Annotated in this window: 13 protein-coding genes; 9 read left to right on the top strand and 4 right to left on the bottom strand. The window is 59.1% G+C overall.

Annotated elements, in window-relative coordinates; genetic code table 11:
• The 3 genes from AC1DE4_RS21980 to AC1DE4_RS21990 form a co-directional block, all read right to left on the bottom strand.
• A partial coding sequence (locus tag AC1DE4_RS21980; RefSeq protein ID WP_477883016.1) for an electron transfer flavoprotein subunit beta/FixA family protein occupies positions 1–680 on the bottom strand: 680 nt, incomplete at its 3' end.
• Positions 677–1,312, bottom strand: a complete 636-nt coding sequence (locus tag AC1DE4_RS21985) for a dimethylsulfonioproprionate lyase family protein (protein WP_477883018.1) — start codon at positions 1,310–1,312, stop codon at positions 677–679. The genes AC1DE4_RS21985 and AC1DE4_RS21980, both read right to left, overlap by 4 nt.
• Positions 1,313–1,350: 38 nt before the next feature.
• Positions 1,351–3,387 carry an oxidoreductase gene (locus AC1DE4_RS21990; protein WP_477883020.1) on the bottom strand — a complete coding sequence of 679 codons (2,037 nt, stop codon included), beginning with the start codon at positions 3,385–3,387 and terminating at the stop codon, positions 1,351–1,353.
• 144 nt (positions 3,388–3,531) lie between these two features.
• On the opposite strand from AC1DE4_RS21990, the gene AC1DE4_RS21995 reads away from it, so the two are divergent.
• The 9 genes from AC1DE4_RS21995 to AC1DE4_RS22035 all read left to right on the top strand — a co-directional run bounded on the left by AC1DE4_RS21995 (position 3,532) and on the right by AC1DE4_RS22035 (position 13,359).
• Positions 3,532–4,161 (top strand): TetR/AcrR family transcriptional regulator, encoded by a 630-nt coding sequence (locus tag AC1DE4_RS21995; protein WP_169680433.1) that lies wholly within the window; start codon positions 3,532–3,534, stop codon positions 4,159–4,161.
• A gap of 7 nt (positions 4,162–4,168) precedes the next feature.
• Complete coding sequence (locus AC1DE4_RS22000; RefSeq protein ID WP_477883022.1) at positions 4,169–4,963, top strand: pyrroline-5-carboxylate reductase family protein; 795 nt, start codon at positions 4,169–4,171, stop codon at positions 4,961–4,963.
• Positions 4,964–5,031: 68 nt separating this feature from the next.
• Complete coding sequence (locus AC1DE4_RS22005) at positions 5,032–6,033, top strand: ABC transporter substrate-binding protein (protein WP_169680435.1); 1,002 nt, start codon at positions 5,032–5,034, stop codon at positions 6,031–6,033.
• Between the two features lie 99 nt (positions 6,034–6,132).
• Positions 6,133–7,020, top strand: a complete 888-nt coding sequence (locus tag AC1DE4_RS22010) for an ABC transporter permease (protein WP_018856124.1) — start codon at positions 6,133–6,135, stop codon at positions 7,018–7,020.
• Positions 7,013–8,089 carry a quaternary amine ABC transporter ATP-binding protein gene (locus tag AC1DE4_RS22015; RefSeq protein WP_477883025.1) on the top strand — a complete coding sequence of 359 codons (1,077 nt, stop codon included), beginning with the start codon at positions 7,013–7,015 and terminating at the stop codon, positions 8,087–8,089. The genes AC1DE4_RS22010 and AC1DE4_RS22015 overlap by 8 nt, the downstream gene beginning before the upstream one ends.
• A 248-nt stretch (positions 8,090–8,337) precedes the next feature.
• The gene (locus tag AC1DE4_RS22020; protein ID WP_477883027.1) at positions 8,338–10,323 is read left to right on the top strand and encodes an oxidoreductase; all 1,986 of its coding nucleotides are present in this window, start codon (positions 8,338–8,340) and stop codon (positions 10,321–10,323) included.
• Between the two features lies 1 nt (position 10,324).
• Entirely contained in the window at positions 10,325–11,374 is a 1,050-nt protein-coding gene (locus AC1DE4_RS22025) for an Ldh family oxidoreductase (protein ID WP_477883029.1), read from the top strand.
• A gap of 553 nt (positions 11,375–11,927) precedes the next feature.
• Positions 11,928–12,644, top strand: a complete 717-nt coding sequence (locus AC1DE4_RS22030; protein ID WP_051420092.1) for a GntR family transcriptional regulator — start codon at positions 11,928–11,930, stop codon at positions 12,642–12,644.
• Between the two features lie 40 nt (positions 12,645–12,684).
• Positions 12,685–13,359: a GntR family transcriptional regulator gene (locus AC1DE4_RS22035; protein ID WP_477883031.1), complete on the top strand. Its 675-nt coding sequence runs from the start codon at positions 12,685–12,687 to the stop codon at positions 13,357–13,359.
• An 11-nt stretch (positions 13,360–13,370) separates the two neighbouring features.
• Here the strand turns inward: AC1DE4_RS22035 and AC1DE4_RS22040 are convergent, their stop codons facing one another.
• Entirely contained in the window at positions 13,371–15,260 is a 1,890-nt protein-coding gene (locus AC1DE4_RS22040; RefSeq protein ID WP_477883033.1) for a bifunctional sugar phosphate isomerase/epimerase/4-hydroxyphenylpyruvate dioxygenase family protein, read from the bottom strand.
• Between the last annotated feature and the right edge of the window lie 110 nt (positions 15,261–15,370).

The following is a 15,370-nucleotide window of genomic DNA, read 5'->3' on the forward strand; positions in this document are numbered from 1 at the left end:
GGCTCCTCGGTCTTCAAGACCTTCAGACGCGGCGCGGTGGAGACGCCGAAGTCGGCCGGCGTCTTCTTGTCGAGCGGCTTCTTCTTCGCCTTCATGATGTTCGGCAGCGAGGCGTAGCGCGGCTCGTTCAAGCGCAGATCTGATGTGACGACGGCCGGAAGCTTGACTTCGATCGTCTGCAGGCCGCCATCGACCTCGCGGGTTACCTGGGCCTTGCCCCCAGGGCCAGCAACTTCGATCTCGATCTTCGAGGCGAAGGTCGCCTGCGCCGTGCCGAGCAGCGCCGCCAGCATCTGGCCGGTCTGGTTGCTGTCGTCATCGATCGCCTGCTTGCCTGTGATGATCAGGCCCGGCTGTTCGGCGTCGACGACGCCCTTGAGGATCTTGGCCACAGTGAGCGGCTCGACGGCATCGTCAGTCTCCACCAGGATGGCGCGGTCGGCACCCATGGCAAGTGCTGTGCGCAGCGTCTCTTCGGCCTTGGCCGGACCGATCGACACGACGATCACCTCCTCGGCCTTGCCGGCTTCCTTCAGCCGCAGCGCTTCCTCGACCGAGATCTCGTCGAACGGGTTCATCGACATCTTCACATTCGCGAGTTCGACGCCTGTGCCATCCGGCTTCACGCGGATCTTCACGTTGTAATCAACCACCCGCTTGACGGGGACGAGAATTTTCATGGCTGCACCTGTCCGTTAGAGTTCGGGGTCGAACCAGCGTCTCGTTCGGGCAGGAGCACCCAGAACGCAAACAGCGGCTGATCCGTCGATCGCATGGCATGCCTTATCCCTGGCGGGTTGTAGAAGGATCCGCCGATACCGGGTGAGAACCAGCCAGAGTCCCCATGCCGGAACTCTCCCTCGGACATCACCAGATAGATTTCTTCGGGGGCATGGTCATGATCGGGATATCGCACATTCGGCGCCATCAATGTGGCACCAAACCAGACGTCGTTGCGCTCCTCCAAGCCTCCCGGCCCGACGATCATCGCGTTCGCATGCCCGTCCTGAAAGTTTTCACTTGCGGTGCCGGACATGTCCTGACGATGCCGCCAGATAAGGAGGGGTTCAACTGCCTGGAAGCGCGCGAGGAGTTCCCCAAGCACCGGCGAATCGACGTCGACCGAAATCTTCGACAAGAACTGGCACACCGGTAGCTGTCGCCCGTTTTCCGACAGCTGTCCGCCTGACGTCTGAAGCACCGAAAATGCCTGACCGAGCGAACGGCGGGCTTCCGGATCCCTGGCATATTCATCGAATGCCACATTGGCGGCGTCGATTAGAAGCTGTAGCTGTTCGGCCCGTTCTGCCACTGACAAACCTCCGTCTGCTAGGACGCGTCTTTCGTGGTCTAGAGATCCTTCGCGATGCGCAGGCCATCGTAGATGGCCGCATGGGTATTGCGCGCTGCGACCGCATCGCCGATGCGGAAGAGCTGGAACGTTCCCTCCACATTGCGGACGACGGACTGCCGCTCGCCTGACAGGAGTTGGTCGTACGAGGTCTCGCCGAGATTGCTCGACAGAGGCTTGAGGTCGAAATAGAGGTCGTCGAGCGGGATCGTGCCATGGTTGACGACAATCTGGTCGACGACGCGCTGTTTCGATACGCCGCCGTAATCACTTCCGACGCTGGCAACGATCTGGTTTCCGTTCCTTTCGGCGGCCTCGAGGCGGAATGTAACTGTGAATGTCACATCCAGCTTCTGAAGAGATCGCATGTAAGGAACAAGGTTCATGGCCATGACCTCGGGCGCGAAGGAACGATCGGGCGTCATGATCTCGACCTTTGCTCCGGCCTTGGCCAGAAATTCGGCGGCCTGCAGGCCCGCGTGGTCTCCGGCATCGTCGAAGACGAGAACGTTCGAACCCGGCTTCACGTCTCCTGAGATGATATCCCAGGAGGACACGACAAGATCGTTGCCCTTGGTCAGAACCTCCGTGTGAGGAAGGCCGCCTGTCGCGATGATGACGACGTCGGGCTTCTCCGCGGTGATCGTGTCTTCTTCGGCCCATGTATTGAAACGGAAGACGACGCCGTATTTTTCGCACTGGGCCATCCGCCAGTCGATGATGCTGATCATCTCTCGGCGACGTTCGCTCTGGGCGGTCAGCCGGATCTGTCCGCCCGGATTGCTTGCCGCCTCGAAGACGATCACCTCGTGACCGCGCTCGGCGGCGACGCGAGCGGCTTCGAGGCCGGCCGGGCCAGCCCCGACCACGACAATTTTCCTGCGGACTTCGGCCTTTGGGACGATGTGGGGCATCGTCTCCTCTCGCCCGGTGGCGGCGTTGTGGATACAGAACGCCATGCCGCCCTGATAAATGCGGTCAAGACAGTAATTGGCGCCGACGCACGGCCGAATGTCCTCTTCCCGTTTCTCAATGATCTTGCGCACGATATGAGGATCGGTCATGTGCGCACGCGTCATGCCGACCATGTCGACCTTCCCGGCCGCAATTGCGTGACGAGCCGTGGCGACGTCGGGGATCTTGGCGGCATGGAAGGTTGGGAAGTTGGTCGCCGCCCTGATTTCCCCGGCAAAGTCGAGGTGCGGCGAGTTGGCCATACCCTGGATCGGAATGACATCCGTCAGCCCCGGATCCGTGTCGATATGGCCACGGATGACGTTCAAATAGTCGATGAGGCCGCTGTCGCGTAGCCTGCGGGAGATTTCAATGCCCTCTTCCTTGCCGGTGCCGCCAGGAAGGCGTTCGTCAGCGGTGTAGCGAACACCGAGGATGAAGTCGTTGCCGACTCTCTCGCGCATCGCCTTGAAGACATCGAAACAGAAGCGCATGCGGTTTTCGAGCGATCCGCCGTAAGGGCCCTCGAGTTCGTTGGTCAATGGCGAAGCGAACTGGTCGATCAGATGGCCGTAGGCCTCGAGTTCAACGCCGTCCATCCCGCCGGCTTTCATGCGTTCGGCGGCGTCGGCAAAGTCCTTGATGATGCGCTCGATATCCCAATCTTCCAGCTTCTTCGGAAATGCTCGATGGGCAGCTTCGCGGTGGTGAGACGGAGCAACGACGGGAAGCCAGTCGCCCTTGTCCCAGCGCGTTCGCCTGCCGAGGTGCGTGAGCTGGATCATGATCGCAGCGCCCTCTTCGTGGACGGCGTCCGTCATCTCCCTGACCCAGGGTACGATCTCGTCCTTGTACGCCAAGAGATTGTTGAAGACCGGTGGACTGTCCTTGGACACGGCTGCGGATCCGGCAGTCATTGTCATGGCAACGCCGCCTTTGGCCCGCTCGACCGTATAGGCCCGGTAGCGCTCCTTGGGCATGCCATCCTCGGGATAGGCCGGCTCATGGGATGTCACGATGATGCGGTTGCGTAGCGTCAGATGCTTGAGTTGATACGGCTGCAGCAGGGGATCGTTCGACATCTGTCATGCTCCGAATTAGGAAGTGGTCCGAACGCTAGGCGGAATGTACACATGTGTCAACGACGAAAACACGACAGTCAAATTTTGTGGACAGTCGTGTACATTTTGATTGTGCGGAGCTTAACGATTTGCTAGGAATTGAACATGGACCAGAATTTGAGCGACAGTGGCTGGCGTGGATCGCAGGAGGGATGGCTCGAGGCAGCCTATGACTCCCTGCTGGAGTCCGGGATAGACTCCGTGAAGATCCTGCCCCTGGCAAAGAAGCTCAACCTGTCGCGCACCAGCTTCTATTGGTTCTTCAAGGATCGCGAAGAGCTTCTGGACGGGCTGGTCTCGCGCTGGCGGGAGAAGAATACAGGTTCGATCGTCAAGCAGTCGGAGGCCTATGCGGAGACCCTGGCGGAAGCGATGCTGAACGTCTTCGACTGCTGGCTGGACAGCCGGCTGTTCGACAGCAAGTTCGAGTTTGCCGTGCGAAGCTGGGCGCTACAGTCGGAGGAGATCCTTCAGGAGGTTCAAGAGGCCGATCGAACGCGGATGGACGCGCTTGCCAGCATGTTCAAACGCTTTGGCCATCCAGAAATCGGCGCGGATGTTCGCGCACGGACAACCTACCTCGTTCAGATCGGCTATATTTCAATGCAGTCGAACGAAAGTATCAGCGTCCGCATGAAGCGCATCCCCGAATATATCGCAATCTACACGGGTGAAATTCCGCAACAGCGCGAGCTTGACCGGTTCTTTGCTAGACATAGCTACAAGCCAGGCTAGGGATGAGATGAGCGGAAAAGCAAGGATCGGGATCATTGGTGGCGCAGGTTGGCTTGGCGGTTCCATCGCAGAGGCGATCCTTCGCACAGGCCTCGCCGATCCTGACGATCTGACGCTCTCCTATCGCCGCTCTCGGCCAGACCGCTTCGCCGCCTCACACTGGACAACGGACAATCAGCTCCTTGCAGACCGTTCGGATGTGGTGATCTTGTCTGTGCGCCCGGAAGACTGGGGTTCGGTGCCTGTGATGCTGGAGCGCAAGCTCCTGATCTCGGTCATGGCTGGTATTCGCGTCTCGGCGCTCATCGAAAGACATGCGACCGAAAGAGTTGTCAGAGCCCTCCCCAACGCTGCCGCCGAAGTCTCATGTTCTTACACACCCTGGATGGCATCGGCCGGTGTCGATACGGATGATCGCAGTCTGGTGCGAAAGATCTTTGGCGCCTGTGGTGTCGAAGACGAAGTGGGCATCGAAACGCAGATCGATTACCTGACGGGCATGTCTGGCACCGGCCCCGCCTTTCCCGCGCTCCTTGCCGCGGCAATGATGAAGCACGCGATCAGTCAAGGTTTGCCTGGGGAGATTGCCCGGCGAGCTGTCCTGACGATGCTGACGGGAACCGGACGCCTGCTGGAACGACAGCAGGACGACCCGGCCGAGATCGTCAATCGCTTTCTCGAATATCGCGGCGTGACCGCGGCGGGCATTGAAGAGATGCGCGCTTCGGGCTTCGACGATGCTGTTTCCAATGGCTTGTCCGCAGCCTTCAAGAAATCGGTGAGTATGGGAGACGCTTCCTAACGACCGTTGCAGCGGGTTTTCGCGGCGTCCCGCTCAGGAATACATGCCGCTAAAAAAAGGGAACGATAATGACCAAGTTATTGGCTTCTACGTGCATGGTATTTGGGCTGCTGGGAGTGGCCTCTTACGCAAATGCAGCAGAGTGTGGCAGCGTCACAATCGCGAGCATGAACTGGCAGAGTGCCGAAGTCCTGTCGAACCTGGATAAGATCATCCTGAACGAGGGATATGGCTGCCAGGCGGAAATCACTGTGGGTGATACCGTTCCAACGATCACGTCGATGGCGGAGAAGGGCGAACCCGACATCGCTCCCGAAGCCTGGATAGACCTTCTTCCTGAGGTCGTGAAGAAGGGCACAGATGAGGGACGTATCATCAAGGTCGGTTCGCCACTTCCCGATGGAGGCATCCAGGGTTGGTGGATCCCCAAATATCTGGCGGACGCCCATCCTGACGTAAAAACGATTCCTGACATGCTCAAGCACCCGGAATTGTTCCCGGACGCGGAAGACGCCTCGAAGGGAGCAATTTACAACGGACCGCAGGGCTGGGGCGGCACGGTGGTCACGTCACAGCTCTTCAAGGCGTTCGATGCTGAAAAGGCGGGCTTCAAGCTCGTGGACACTGGTTCCGGCGCGGGCCTCGATGGCTCGATCGCAAAGGCATACGAGCGCAAGCAGGGCTGGGTCGGCTACTACTGGGCCCCGACGGCTTTGCTTGGCAAGTATGAAATGGTGAAGCTCGAAGCCGGCGTCCCAGCCGACGCTGCCGAGTGGAAACGCTGCAATACCGTTGCTGACTGTGCCGATCCGAAGCCGAACGCATGGCCGGTCGATACAATCGTCACGCTCGTTGCAAAGCCATTCTCCGAAAAGGCCGGGCCCGATGTGATGGCCTACCTGGAGAAACGCTCGTGGAGCAATGACACCGTCAACAAGCTGATGGCATGGATGACGGACAATCAGGCGAGCGGCGAGGACGGCGCCAAGCACTTCCTGAAGGAAAACAAAGACATCTGGGCAAAGTGGGTGTCGGAAGACGCAGCAAAGAAAATCGAAGCCTCGCTTTGATTGTTGAATGGGCGGCGCGTTTTGACACGCGCCGCCACTTCAGAAGCCGGAAAACAACCAGAAGACTTGTCACGGCTCTTTCAGAGAAAGGGGAACCGAATGGAATGGTTTTACAAATTTCCGCACATGAATGACGACAGTCTTCGCGACCTCAAGAAGATGATTGACGACGGATTTCGCGCCTTCACGAGGGCATACGGCGATTCAATCGAGAGCTTCTTTTCTCCTTTGCAACACTTCCTGATCGCCGTCGACCGCTTCATGACCCAAACGCCGTGGCCGATCATAACGCTGATGGTCCTCGTTGTTGCGTGGCTCGGAAGCCGCAGCTTGAAGATCGTGCTGGGCTGTCTCGTGACGTTGCTGCTCATCGGCTACTTCGACATGTGGGAAGACACGATGCGGACCGTGTCGATGATCTTCGTCTGCACGGTCTTGTCCATCGCGCTCGGCTTGCCCATCGGAATCGTGATGGCGCGATCCGACCGGTTCCAGCGCGTTGTCCATCCGATCCTCGACGTGATGCAGACCATGCCGAGTTTCGTCTATCTTATCCCCGTCGTCATGCTGCTCGGGATTGGCCGTGTTCCCGGTCTGATCGCCGTCGTGATCTATGCAATTCCGCCGATGATCCGGTTGACCGACCTCGGCATTCGACTGGTCGACAAGGACGTGCTTGAGGCAGCTGACGCCTTCGGGGTTTCAAATTCCCAGAAGCTTTTCAAGGTGCAGATGCCGCTTGCCCTGCCAACCATCATGGCCGGGATCAACCAGACCATCATGATGGCGCTGGCAATGGTCGTGATAGCCTCGATGATCGGCGTCCAGGGCCTTGGACAACCGGTCCTGAAGGCGATCGCCAATCAGTACTTCACGCTGGGCATTTTCAACGGCCTTGCCATTGTCGGCATTGCTATCATTTTCGATCGGGTCAGCCAGGCATATGGCAAGCGGCTCCAGAAGCATCGGGAGATCGTTCATGGGTGATCACGATTTCGGCGGCATCAAGATCCGCCATCTCTTCAAGATCTTCGGTCCGAACGCGAGATCGCACATCGAGGCGGTCCAGAACGGACTGACAAAGGCCGAGTTGAACCGGAAGCACGGTCACGTACTTGGGCTTCGCGATATCAATATCGAAATGCCGTCGGGCTCCATCCAGGTCATCATGGGCCTGTCCGGCTCGGGGAAGTCGACGCTCATTCGTCACATCAACCGACTGATCGATCCGACCGCTGGCGAAGTGCTGGTCGACGGCGTGGACGTGGTCAAGATGGATGAGACCGAGCTTCGCACATTCCGCCGGCATCAGACGGCGATGGTGTTTCAGAAGTTCGCCCTCCTGCCGCATCGCAACGTTCTCGACAACACGCTATTCGGCTTAGAAGTACAGGGTGTGGAGCGTTCGAAGGCAGTCGATGTGGCGATGCGATGGCTGGAGCGCGTCGGATTGAAGGGCTTCGAGGAGAAATACCCGAACCAGCTTTCGGGCGGCATGCAGCAGCGCGTCGGCCTGGCGCGCGCCCTTTCGAATGACGCACCCGTTCTCTTGATGGATGAGGCCTATTCCGCGCTCGATCCGCTGATCCGCACGGATATGCAGTCGGTGCTGCTCGACATCCAGCGGGAGATCAAGAAGACCATCGTCTTCATCACGCATGATCTCGACGAGGCGCTGAGACTGGGAGACCAGATCGCCATCCTGCGCGATGGCGAAATCATCCAGCAAGGCAGCAGTCAGGACATCGTGTTGCGACCGGCAGACGAATACGTCGCCAACTTCGTCAAGGAGGTCAACCGCGGCCGCGTGGTTCAGGTCAGCGCCATCATGAGTCCGATGCGACCCGGAGCTGCCATCAGCGGCGTCACCGTCGATGCTACGACGACGGTCGAGGAGGCCGTTCGCCTGCTTGCGTCGGTTCCGGATGGCGATGTGACCGTCATCGGGCAAGGATCTCGTCCCGTCGGGATGGTCACCTTCCGCCAGCTTGCCACCGCGATGGTCAACTCGGATACGGTCCAAACGCGCGAGGATGCCATTGCACTCGCGCAGTAAGGCTCCCGCGAAGAGGTCCGGCCCTGATGTCCGCTGAACGCGTGCGCGGAATTCATCGCGAGTTCCGTGCCCACACGTCCCCAAGGGATAATCGTTCGGCCCGTCAGGTCCCCTCAAAGCAAGTTCAGTCCAGACAAAGACGCGTGGCGCCTCCCTCCGCCAGGTGTCAATGGATCCTGCCCAAGGCCACGGCGTCGATAAGACCGTCATAGCCACAACCTAGCAACGACCTACATCCGGGAGCGGCCATGCCCGAAAAGTTTCCCCGCCTCTTCAGTCCGCTTCAGATTCGTGGGCACTCGCTCCGCAATCGCATCGTGTTTGGCGCTCACACCGCGAACATGGCTGTCGACGGGTTGCCGACGGAGCGCCATGTCGCCTACTACGCCGAGCGTGCTATCGGCGGCGCCGGGATGATTGTCGTCGAACCGATGCCGGTCCATGCTGCCGCGGTTCTGACGCAAAGAAACTTCCGTCATTGCGACGATACCGTGATTCCACACTTTGCCAGGCTTGTTCGCGCCATCAAGGAGAATGGAGCCGTCGCGATCCAGCAGCTCTACCACGTCGGGGCGCATGGCGACTCCGACAACTCCTTCCATCCCCATTGGTCGCCTTCTGGTCTGCCGAGCTACCACGATAGTGACGGTTCGCATCCAATGACGGAAGACGAGATTTGGGAGACGATCGACGGGTTTGTTCAGGCGGCGCGCCGATGTCGCGAGGCCGGCTTCGACGGTGTCGAAGTATGGGCAGCCTATCTGGGGATGGTCGACCAATTCTGGACGCCTTGGAGCAATCGACGCGAAGACCAGTGGGGAGGCTCGCTCGAAAACCGCACGCGCATGTCTCGCGAGATTCTCTCCCGAATCAGAGAGACATGCGGACCAGATTTCATCATAGGCCTCGCAGTCAGCGACGAGCCGGATGTGAAGGCCGCGCTGCAGCGAGACGAGCTCGCGGAGATCGTGAAGCTTCACGACGAGCTCGGCCTGATGGACTATGTCACATGCGGGTCTGGCGGATACCTCGACTTCTACAAGCTCATGCCGACATTCATTTATCCTGAAAAGCTCGGCGCCGATCTTGCCGCCTGCCTCAAGAAGGTCGTGAGAAATTCCGCCGTCATTGCCGAAAGCCATATCCGAACACCTGAAAATGCGGAGACAGTTCTTGGCGAAGGCGCGTGCGACCTTGTGTCGATCGTTCGTGGACAGATCGCCGACCCTCACCTGGCGCGCAAGGCCGGTGAAGGCCGCCCCGAAGACATCCGCGGCTGCATATCCTGCAACCAGATGTGCTGGGGGCGCCGTTCCCGGGACTACTGGATAAGCTGTCTGATCAATCCTTCGGCGGGCCGAGAATTCGAATGGAAAGGCGATCGTTTCACCAAGACATCCAATCCAAAACGCGTATTTGTCATCGGTGGCGGCCCGGCGGGGCTCGAAGCGGCAAGGGTAGCGGCTGAACGCGGCCACAGGGTCGTCCTCTCGGAAGCCGGAACGCGTCTCGGTGGCAATTTTCTGCTCGCCGGCCTGCAGCCGAGGCGTGCCCAGATCCTTGATCTGCTTGCCTGGTATGAAGGCCAACTGGAAAAGCTTGGCGTTGACGTCAGACTGAATAGCTATGTGGAAGCAGATGACATCGACCCGTCGAAGGTGGACGTCGTGATCGTCGCGACCGGCTCCTATTCTCCGGAGACCGGGTTCCAGAAGGCCTTGCCGACGATTGCGGCGATGCCGGGGCTAGACAAGGGCGGCGTGTTCACCGTCGAGGCAGTCATGGCAAGGCAGGCAAGGCCAGGCAAGCACGTCCTTCTCCTGGACGAGGGCGGCGGCTGGCGCGGTTGCGGGACGGCCTGGAAGCTGGCGGAGGACGGCCATCAGGTCACGATCGTCACACCCGACCCGTTCGTCGGAAAGGAGCTTCAAAGAACGGCTGCCGATGTTCCGATGCGGCAGGCTTTGAAAAAGCTTGGCGTGCAGTGGATCACGGAGGTCAGCATCGCTGAATGGTACGGAAACGGTGCAACGCTTCTGGATCACAACACTGGTGAGCGCAACTTTGTAGAGGCGGACAGCCTGGTCACCGCAACGACAAATCATCCGATGGACTGGCTGATGCCAGGTCTGCTCGAACTGGGTGTTCCCGCGCGACAGATCGGCGATTGCGCGGCACCGCGGCAAGCTCCTTACGCCTTCTACGAAGGCAGAAAAGCGGGATTGGAGATCTGACATGTCCGAGGAGATCGTGCTCAAAAGGAAGGACGCCGAGGAACTTGCAATGAAGGCGTGCCTGGCCTGCGGCGCGGCTCGCGCGAGCGCACGCTCCCTCGTGGACGCCACGATTTCGGCGGCAAGCTACGGTCCCCCTACCCTCGGGTTTCCGCACTTCGTGGATTATCTCGATGGATTTCGCGAGGGACGAATAAATCGCGAGCCCAAGCCGCGATTGGACCGCGCCTTCCCCGCATTTCTCGTTTCCGATGCAGATCGCGGCATCGCTCAGCTAGGCTTCGATCTCGCTTTTAACGATCTGCTCGACGCGGTTCGCAGTTTTGGAGTTGCTGTCTTCACGCAAACCAACAGCTACACCACCGGCGAACTCGGATACTACGTCCGCAGACTTTCCAATGAGGGTGTGATTGGACTGGCGGCGACCAACGCAAATGCCATGATGGTCGCGCAAGCCGGCGGACCTGTCGTCTACAGCACAAATCCGATGGCATTCGGATTTCCGCTCGGCGAGCACATGCCGCCCATGATCATCGATCAGGCGTCGAGCGCCACCGCCTTCGTCAACATCGTCAGAGCGGCCGAAGAGAAAGACCCAATCCCGAAGGGTTGGGCAGTCGACGCAAGCGGCAACGCGACTGAGGATGCGGAAGAGGCGCTGACGGGAGCTCTGTTGCCCTTCGGCGGCCGTAAAGGAGCCAATGTAGCGCTGCTGGTGGAGATGCTGTCGGCTGGCCTTTCCGGTGGCCCCTGGTCTCTGGACACGCCGGATTTCAGGTCGGGGACCACGTCGCCCGCGGTGGGGCTCAGCGTGATTGCAATCATGCCCGGTCCGGGAGCTGGCGGACGGATCGAGCGGGCACTTCGCCAAGTCGAACGCCTGCAAGAAAGAAGCGTGTTCGTGCCGGGCGTTACGGGAGTTAATTCTACTCACACATCAGGAGAATTCTCCATCCCCCGAAGCGTATATGAAAAGATCGCCACCATCGCCAAGACAGCTTTAGACGGGGAGCCCTCCAACCGCAAACATTGCGACGGCTATCCAAAATAGCAGACACACTTCTGTCGCAACCAAGAAGCCCATTGCACGATCGCTCATCATCCCCTCCTCGACCGCGCTGCGTTGAAGCGCTCACTCGGCTAAGATATGCCTTTGTCGCCAGGCGATATCGCGCTTACGCAGCAACTCGATAGACCGCTTTCGAAGAGTGGAAATGTTGATGTCTACGAGCACTCATTCCCGGCCACCCTTCGAACTCCTCACACACTTCCAGGGGACCGGACCTTTTTTTGGCACGGTTGAATGCCCCTGCTGTATGCCGAGCTTCGATCGATCTCACTCCCTCAACCGAAGCCTGCTAGAAAGGTAGAATCCAGCATGGCGCCGCACCACCAACCAGCGCGCGAATTTCGACAATGCCACACTGTTTTCTTTAAGGCGTTGCTAAATTACAGCAAGATGCGATTGCCGTTCCGGCGATGTGAAATGTTTCTTCCTTCGAGCCATGTCTTGACCGCTGCGTGCCGGCCAACTGATTGCGCATTCTAGGCGGATCCGACACCAGACGATCGGCATTGTCTTCGACCTAGTCATGCGGATATATATGACGAAAGGAAAAATATCGGAGATAGGCGTGCGGAGAGAGACTGCGGACGAAACTGTCGCTGAAAGCAGCTACAGGCAGATACGGGCGGACATAATCTTCGGCCGCCTTGCGCCCGGCCTGAAGCTCAAGCTTGATAATTTGAAGAGTGCCTACGAGACGAGCGTCAGCACTCTGCGGGAAATTCTCAACCGCCTGACGTCCGAGGGGCTCGTCGTGGCTGAAGGACAGCGGGGTTTTGAGGTTGCCCGCGTGTCGGTTGCTGACCTGAAAGAGGTTGCGGCTCTCCGTTTGCTTCTCGAAGAGCATGCGCTTGAGCAGTCGTTCGAACAGGGCGATGTAGAGTGGGAAGCGAGGCTGGTGTCTGCCCACTACAAGCTGGCACGCATGGAAGAGGTCATGGCCTCGGGCGATTCCAGCAGGGCGGAAGACTGGAAGCGCTATGACTGGGAGTTTCACCAAGCGCTGATTTCCGCCTGTGGATCGCGTCTGCTCATGGAGACCCATTCGGCCGTCTTCGACAAGTACTTGCGTTACCAGATGGTTGCGCTGTCTTACCGTGGACGTGTTGCCGAGCAGGAACATAGGCAGCTCCTGGAAGCCGCCCTGCAACGCGACAGCAAGACGGCAAAGAAAATCCTGCAGCGTCACATACAAGGCGGCGTCGAGCATGCGCTCGAGAAGGGATCGCTATCGGCCCTTCCGTCACAAACGTGATAGATGCCGACCCTGGCGCTTGATCAAAGCAGAGGATCTCATGCTCAAAATTGCTGCTGAAACAGCCGAGACCGTCAGCGACATCGTCTTTCGACAGATCCGTCAGGATATCATTTCGGGGACCTTGGCGCCTGGTGCAAAGATCAAGCTTGAGCAGGCCAAGGAGCGGTATTCCATCAGTGTCTCGTCACTGCGCGAGATATTGAGCCGCCTGACCACGGAGAACCTGGTGTTGGCCGAGGGCCAGCGCGGGTTCGAAGTCAGTCCCGCGACCCGCAAGGAACTCGAGGAGCTTGCCGATCTTCGCACCGTGCTGGAGACGCATGCGATCGGATTGTCCTTTTCGGCTGGAAATCTCGAGTGGGAGGGACGCATCGTTGCCGCCCACCATAAGCTGGCGGCTGCGGAAAAGAAGCTGCTTGCGGGCGATGCCTCGCGTACCATCGACTGGGTTCGCTATGACTGGGAGTTTCACCAGGCGATCGTATCGGCCTGCAATTCGGCCACGCTCATGGCGGCGCTATCTTCGGTGTTCGACAGGTTTCTGCGCTATCATATGCTTGCCCAGAGCTTTCGCGGCCGGGCGGTTGTCGAAGACCACAAGCTCCTCTTCGAACTCGCCTTGAAGCGTGACGTCGAAGGCGCCCGTTCTGTCATCCGCCGACATATAGAGAGCGGCGTGGCACACGTTCTGAGGAGCGGGCGCATTGCCTGACGAGGCGCCGCTCAGACGGCGTCCTTCGGAATGCCCTCGGGCCGCATCTGCTTCTTGAGTGCTGCGATGCGGAAAATGGCATTTGGTGCCCCATAGCCCCGATAGCCGCGTCGTTCGACGATTTCGAAGAAGAAGCCCTCACCATAGGTGCCGCTGTAGAGCTGAAAATAGTCTCCGTGCTCGTCACGGTCATAGAGGATGTTTTCTGCTTTCAGGCGCTCGGTCAGATCGGGGTCAAGTCCGAAGCGGGCTTCAATATCATCATAATAGTTGGGTGAGATATGGAGTGGCTTGAAGCCCTGGCTACGGAGTGATCTGGCGGTGACGAAAATGTCATCGGTGGAAAACGCCAGATGCTGAATGCCCGAACCGAATTTCTCGGCGATGAAGTGCCCCGCCAGCGTACGGCGGTTTTCGGCACCATTCATGGTAATCCGCAGCGTACCGGGCTCATTCTCGACGACCTGGCTACGCACGATGCCGCTCGGGTCGATGATATCGACCATCGGCGTTTTTCTGGTTTCGAAGATCGATGTGTAGAAGAGCAGCCAGGTCAGCATTTCGTCATAGGCAACCGTCTGGGCGACGTGGTCGAACTGCAGCAGTCCGGCGCCAACGATGCCGCTTTCATCCGAAACCGCCTCGAAGTCGATCTCCGGGAACCGGCCAAGCGGGCTCGTGTCGTCGATGAGGTAGATCAGGCCGCCGCCGACACCCCGGACAGTGGGAAATTCGAGCTCCCCATCGACAACAGGCTGTCGGAATGGTTCTGCGTCCAGAGCAAGGGCACGCTGATAGGCCTTTGCGGCATCCTCGACATTGAGTGCGATCGCATAAGCAAATGTGCCGTGGACCGCATAGGCTGCGCTGGCAAAGCCAAGCGGATCTGTGTTGACCAGAATGCGAATGCTGCCCTGTTCGAACAGCGTGACCTTCTTGGACCGATGGATTGCCGCCTTGCGGAAACCGAGGGTCCGCAAGAGGGAGACCAGTTCGACGGACTCGTCTGTGTCCGTGGCGAATTCGACGAAGCCGACGCCCTTGACCACTGCCCGCTCCGGCATGGCGGCGCCGATCGGGGTATGGACATTGCGACGAACCTGATCTGCCAGATAGATCAGGGAGCGATGGCCATCGGCAGCGATGGCCCGCGTCGAGCCGCCGCGGAATTGATCGTTGAAGATCTCGAGCGAGAAATAGCCGTCATACCCGGTCGAGGCGACCGCCTCGGTGAACGCTGTCACCGGCAGATCGCCCTCGCCTGGCATGTTGCGAAAATGGCGGCTCCAATAGAGCAGATCCATGTCGATCAGCGGCGCATCGGCCAGCTGGACGATGAAGATCTTCTCCTTTGGAATGGAACGGATCGAGTTGATGTCGATCTTGCGCGAGAGCGAATGGAAGCTGTCGAGGATGAGCCCGACATTCGGATGATCGGCGCGTCGCACGATTTCCCAGGCATCACGGTGGTCATTGACATAGCGCCCCCAGGCAAGCGCTTCATAGCCCACCTTGAGGCCGCGCCTGGCCGCTCGTTCACCCAGTTCGTGAAAGTCGGCGGCCGCGCGATCAATGCCGCCAAGGGCCGCCTGCGAGACATTCGAGCAGACAAGAACCATGTCGGTTCCGAGCTCCTGCATGACGTCGAACTTACGCTCCGCCCGATCGAAGGTGCGGCTTCGAAGTGTGTCGGGCATGCCTTCGAAATCGCGAAAGGGCTGGAAGAGCGTGATCTTGAGGCCCAGATCCCCCGCCATCTTGCCGACATCGGCGGGGCTTCCATCAAAGGCAAGGAAGTCGTTTTCGAAAATTTCCACGCCGTCGAACCCTGCTCGTGCAATGGCCTCAAGCTTGTCGGGCAGTTCACCGCTGAGCGTCACCGTCGCAATCGAGGTCTTCATAACCCAATACCTTTCCGTTGGTGCCACGAGAGCGCTGCGAGCAGCCGATTGCGCCTCACGCGCCGCCCCGATCATGGCATTATGTCAAATGTCGTGAGCATTTCAAATCA

It is taken from the genome of Rhizobium sp. 10N414 (assembly GCF_056394785.1).

Excerpts from the sequence above, each read along its gene's own strand:
- AC1DE4_RS21990 (WP_477883020.1), bottom strand. The coding sequence starts at position 3,387 with ATGTCGAACGATCCCCTGCTGCAGCCGTATCAACTCAAGCATCTGACG.
- AC1DE4_RS21995 (WP_169680433.1), top strand. The coding sequence starts at position 3,532 with ATGGACCAGAATTTGAGCGACAGTGGCTGGCGTGGATCGCAGGAGGGA.
- AC1DE4_RS22000 (WP_477883022.1), top strand. The coding sequence starts at position 4,169 with ATGAGCGGAAAAGCAAGGATCGGGATCATTGGTGGCGCAGGTTGGCTT.
- AC1DE4_RS22005 (WP_169680435.1), top strand. The coding sequence starts at position 5,032 with ATGACCAAGTTATTGGCTTCTACGTGCATGGTATTTGGGCTGCTGGGA.
- AC1DE4_RS22010 (WP_018856124.1), top strand. The coding sequence starts at position 6,133 with ATGGAATGGTTTTACAAATTTCCGCACATGAATGACGACAGTCTTCGC.
- AC1DE4_RS22015 (WP_477883025.1), top strand. The coding sequence starts at position 7,013 with ATGGGTGATCACGATTTCGGCGGCATCAAGATCCGCCATCTCTTCAAG.
- AC1DE4_RS22020 (WP_477883027.1), top strand. The coding sequence starts at position 8,338 with ATGCCCGAAAAGTTTCCCCGCCTCTTCAGTCCGCTTCAGATTCGTGGG.
- AC1DE4_RS22025 (WP_477883029.1), top strand. The coding sequence starts at position 10,325 with ATGTCCGAGGAGATCGTGCTCAAAAGGAAGGACGCCGAGGAACTTGCA.
- AC1DE4_RS22030 (WP_051420092.1), top strand. The coding sequence starts at position 11,928 with ATGACGAAAGGAAAAATATCGGAGATAGGCGTGCGGAGAGAGACTGCG.
- AC1DE4_RS22035 (WP_477883031.1), top strand. The coding sequence starts at position 12,685 with ATGCTCAAAATTGCTGCTGAAACAGCCGAGACCGTCAGCGACATCGTC.
- AC1DE4_RS22040 (WP_477883033.1), bottom strand. The coding sequence starts at position 15,260 with ATGAAGACCTCGATTGCGACGGTGACGCTCAGCGGTGAACTGCCCGAC.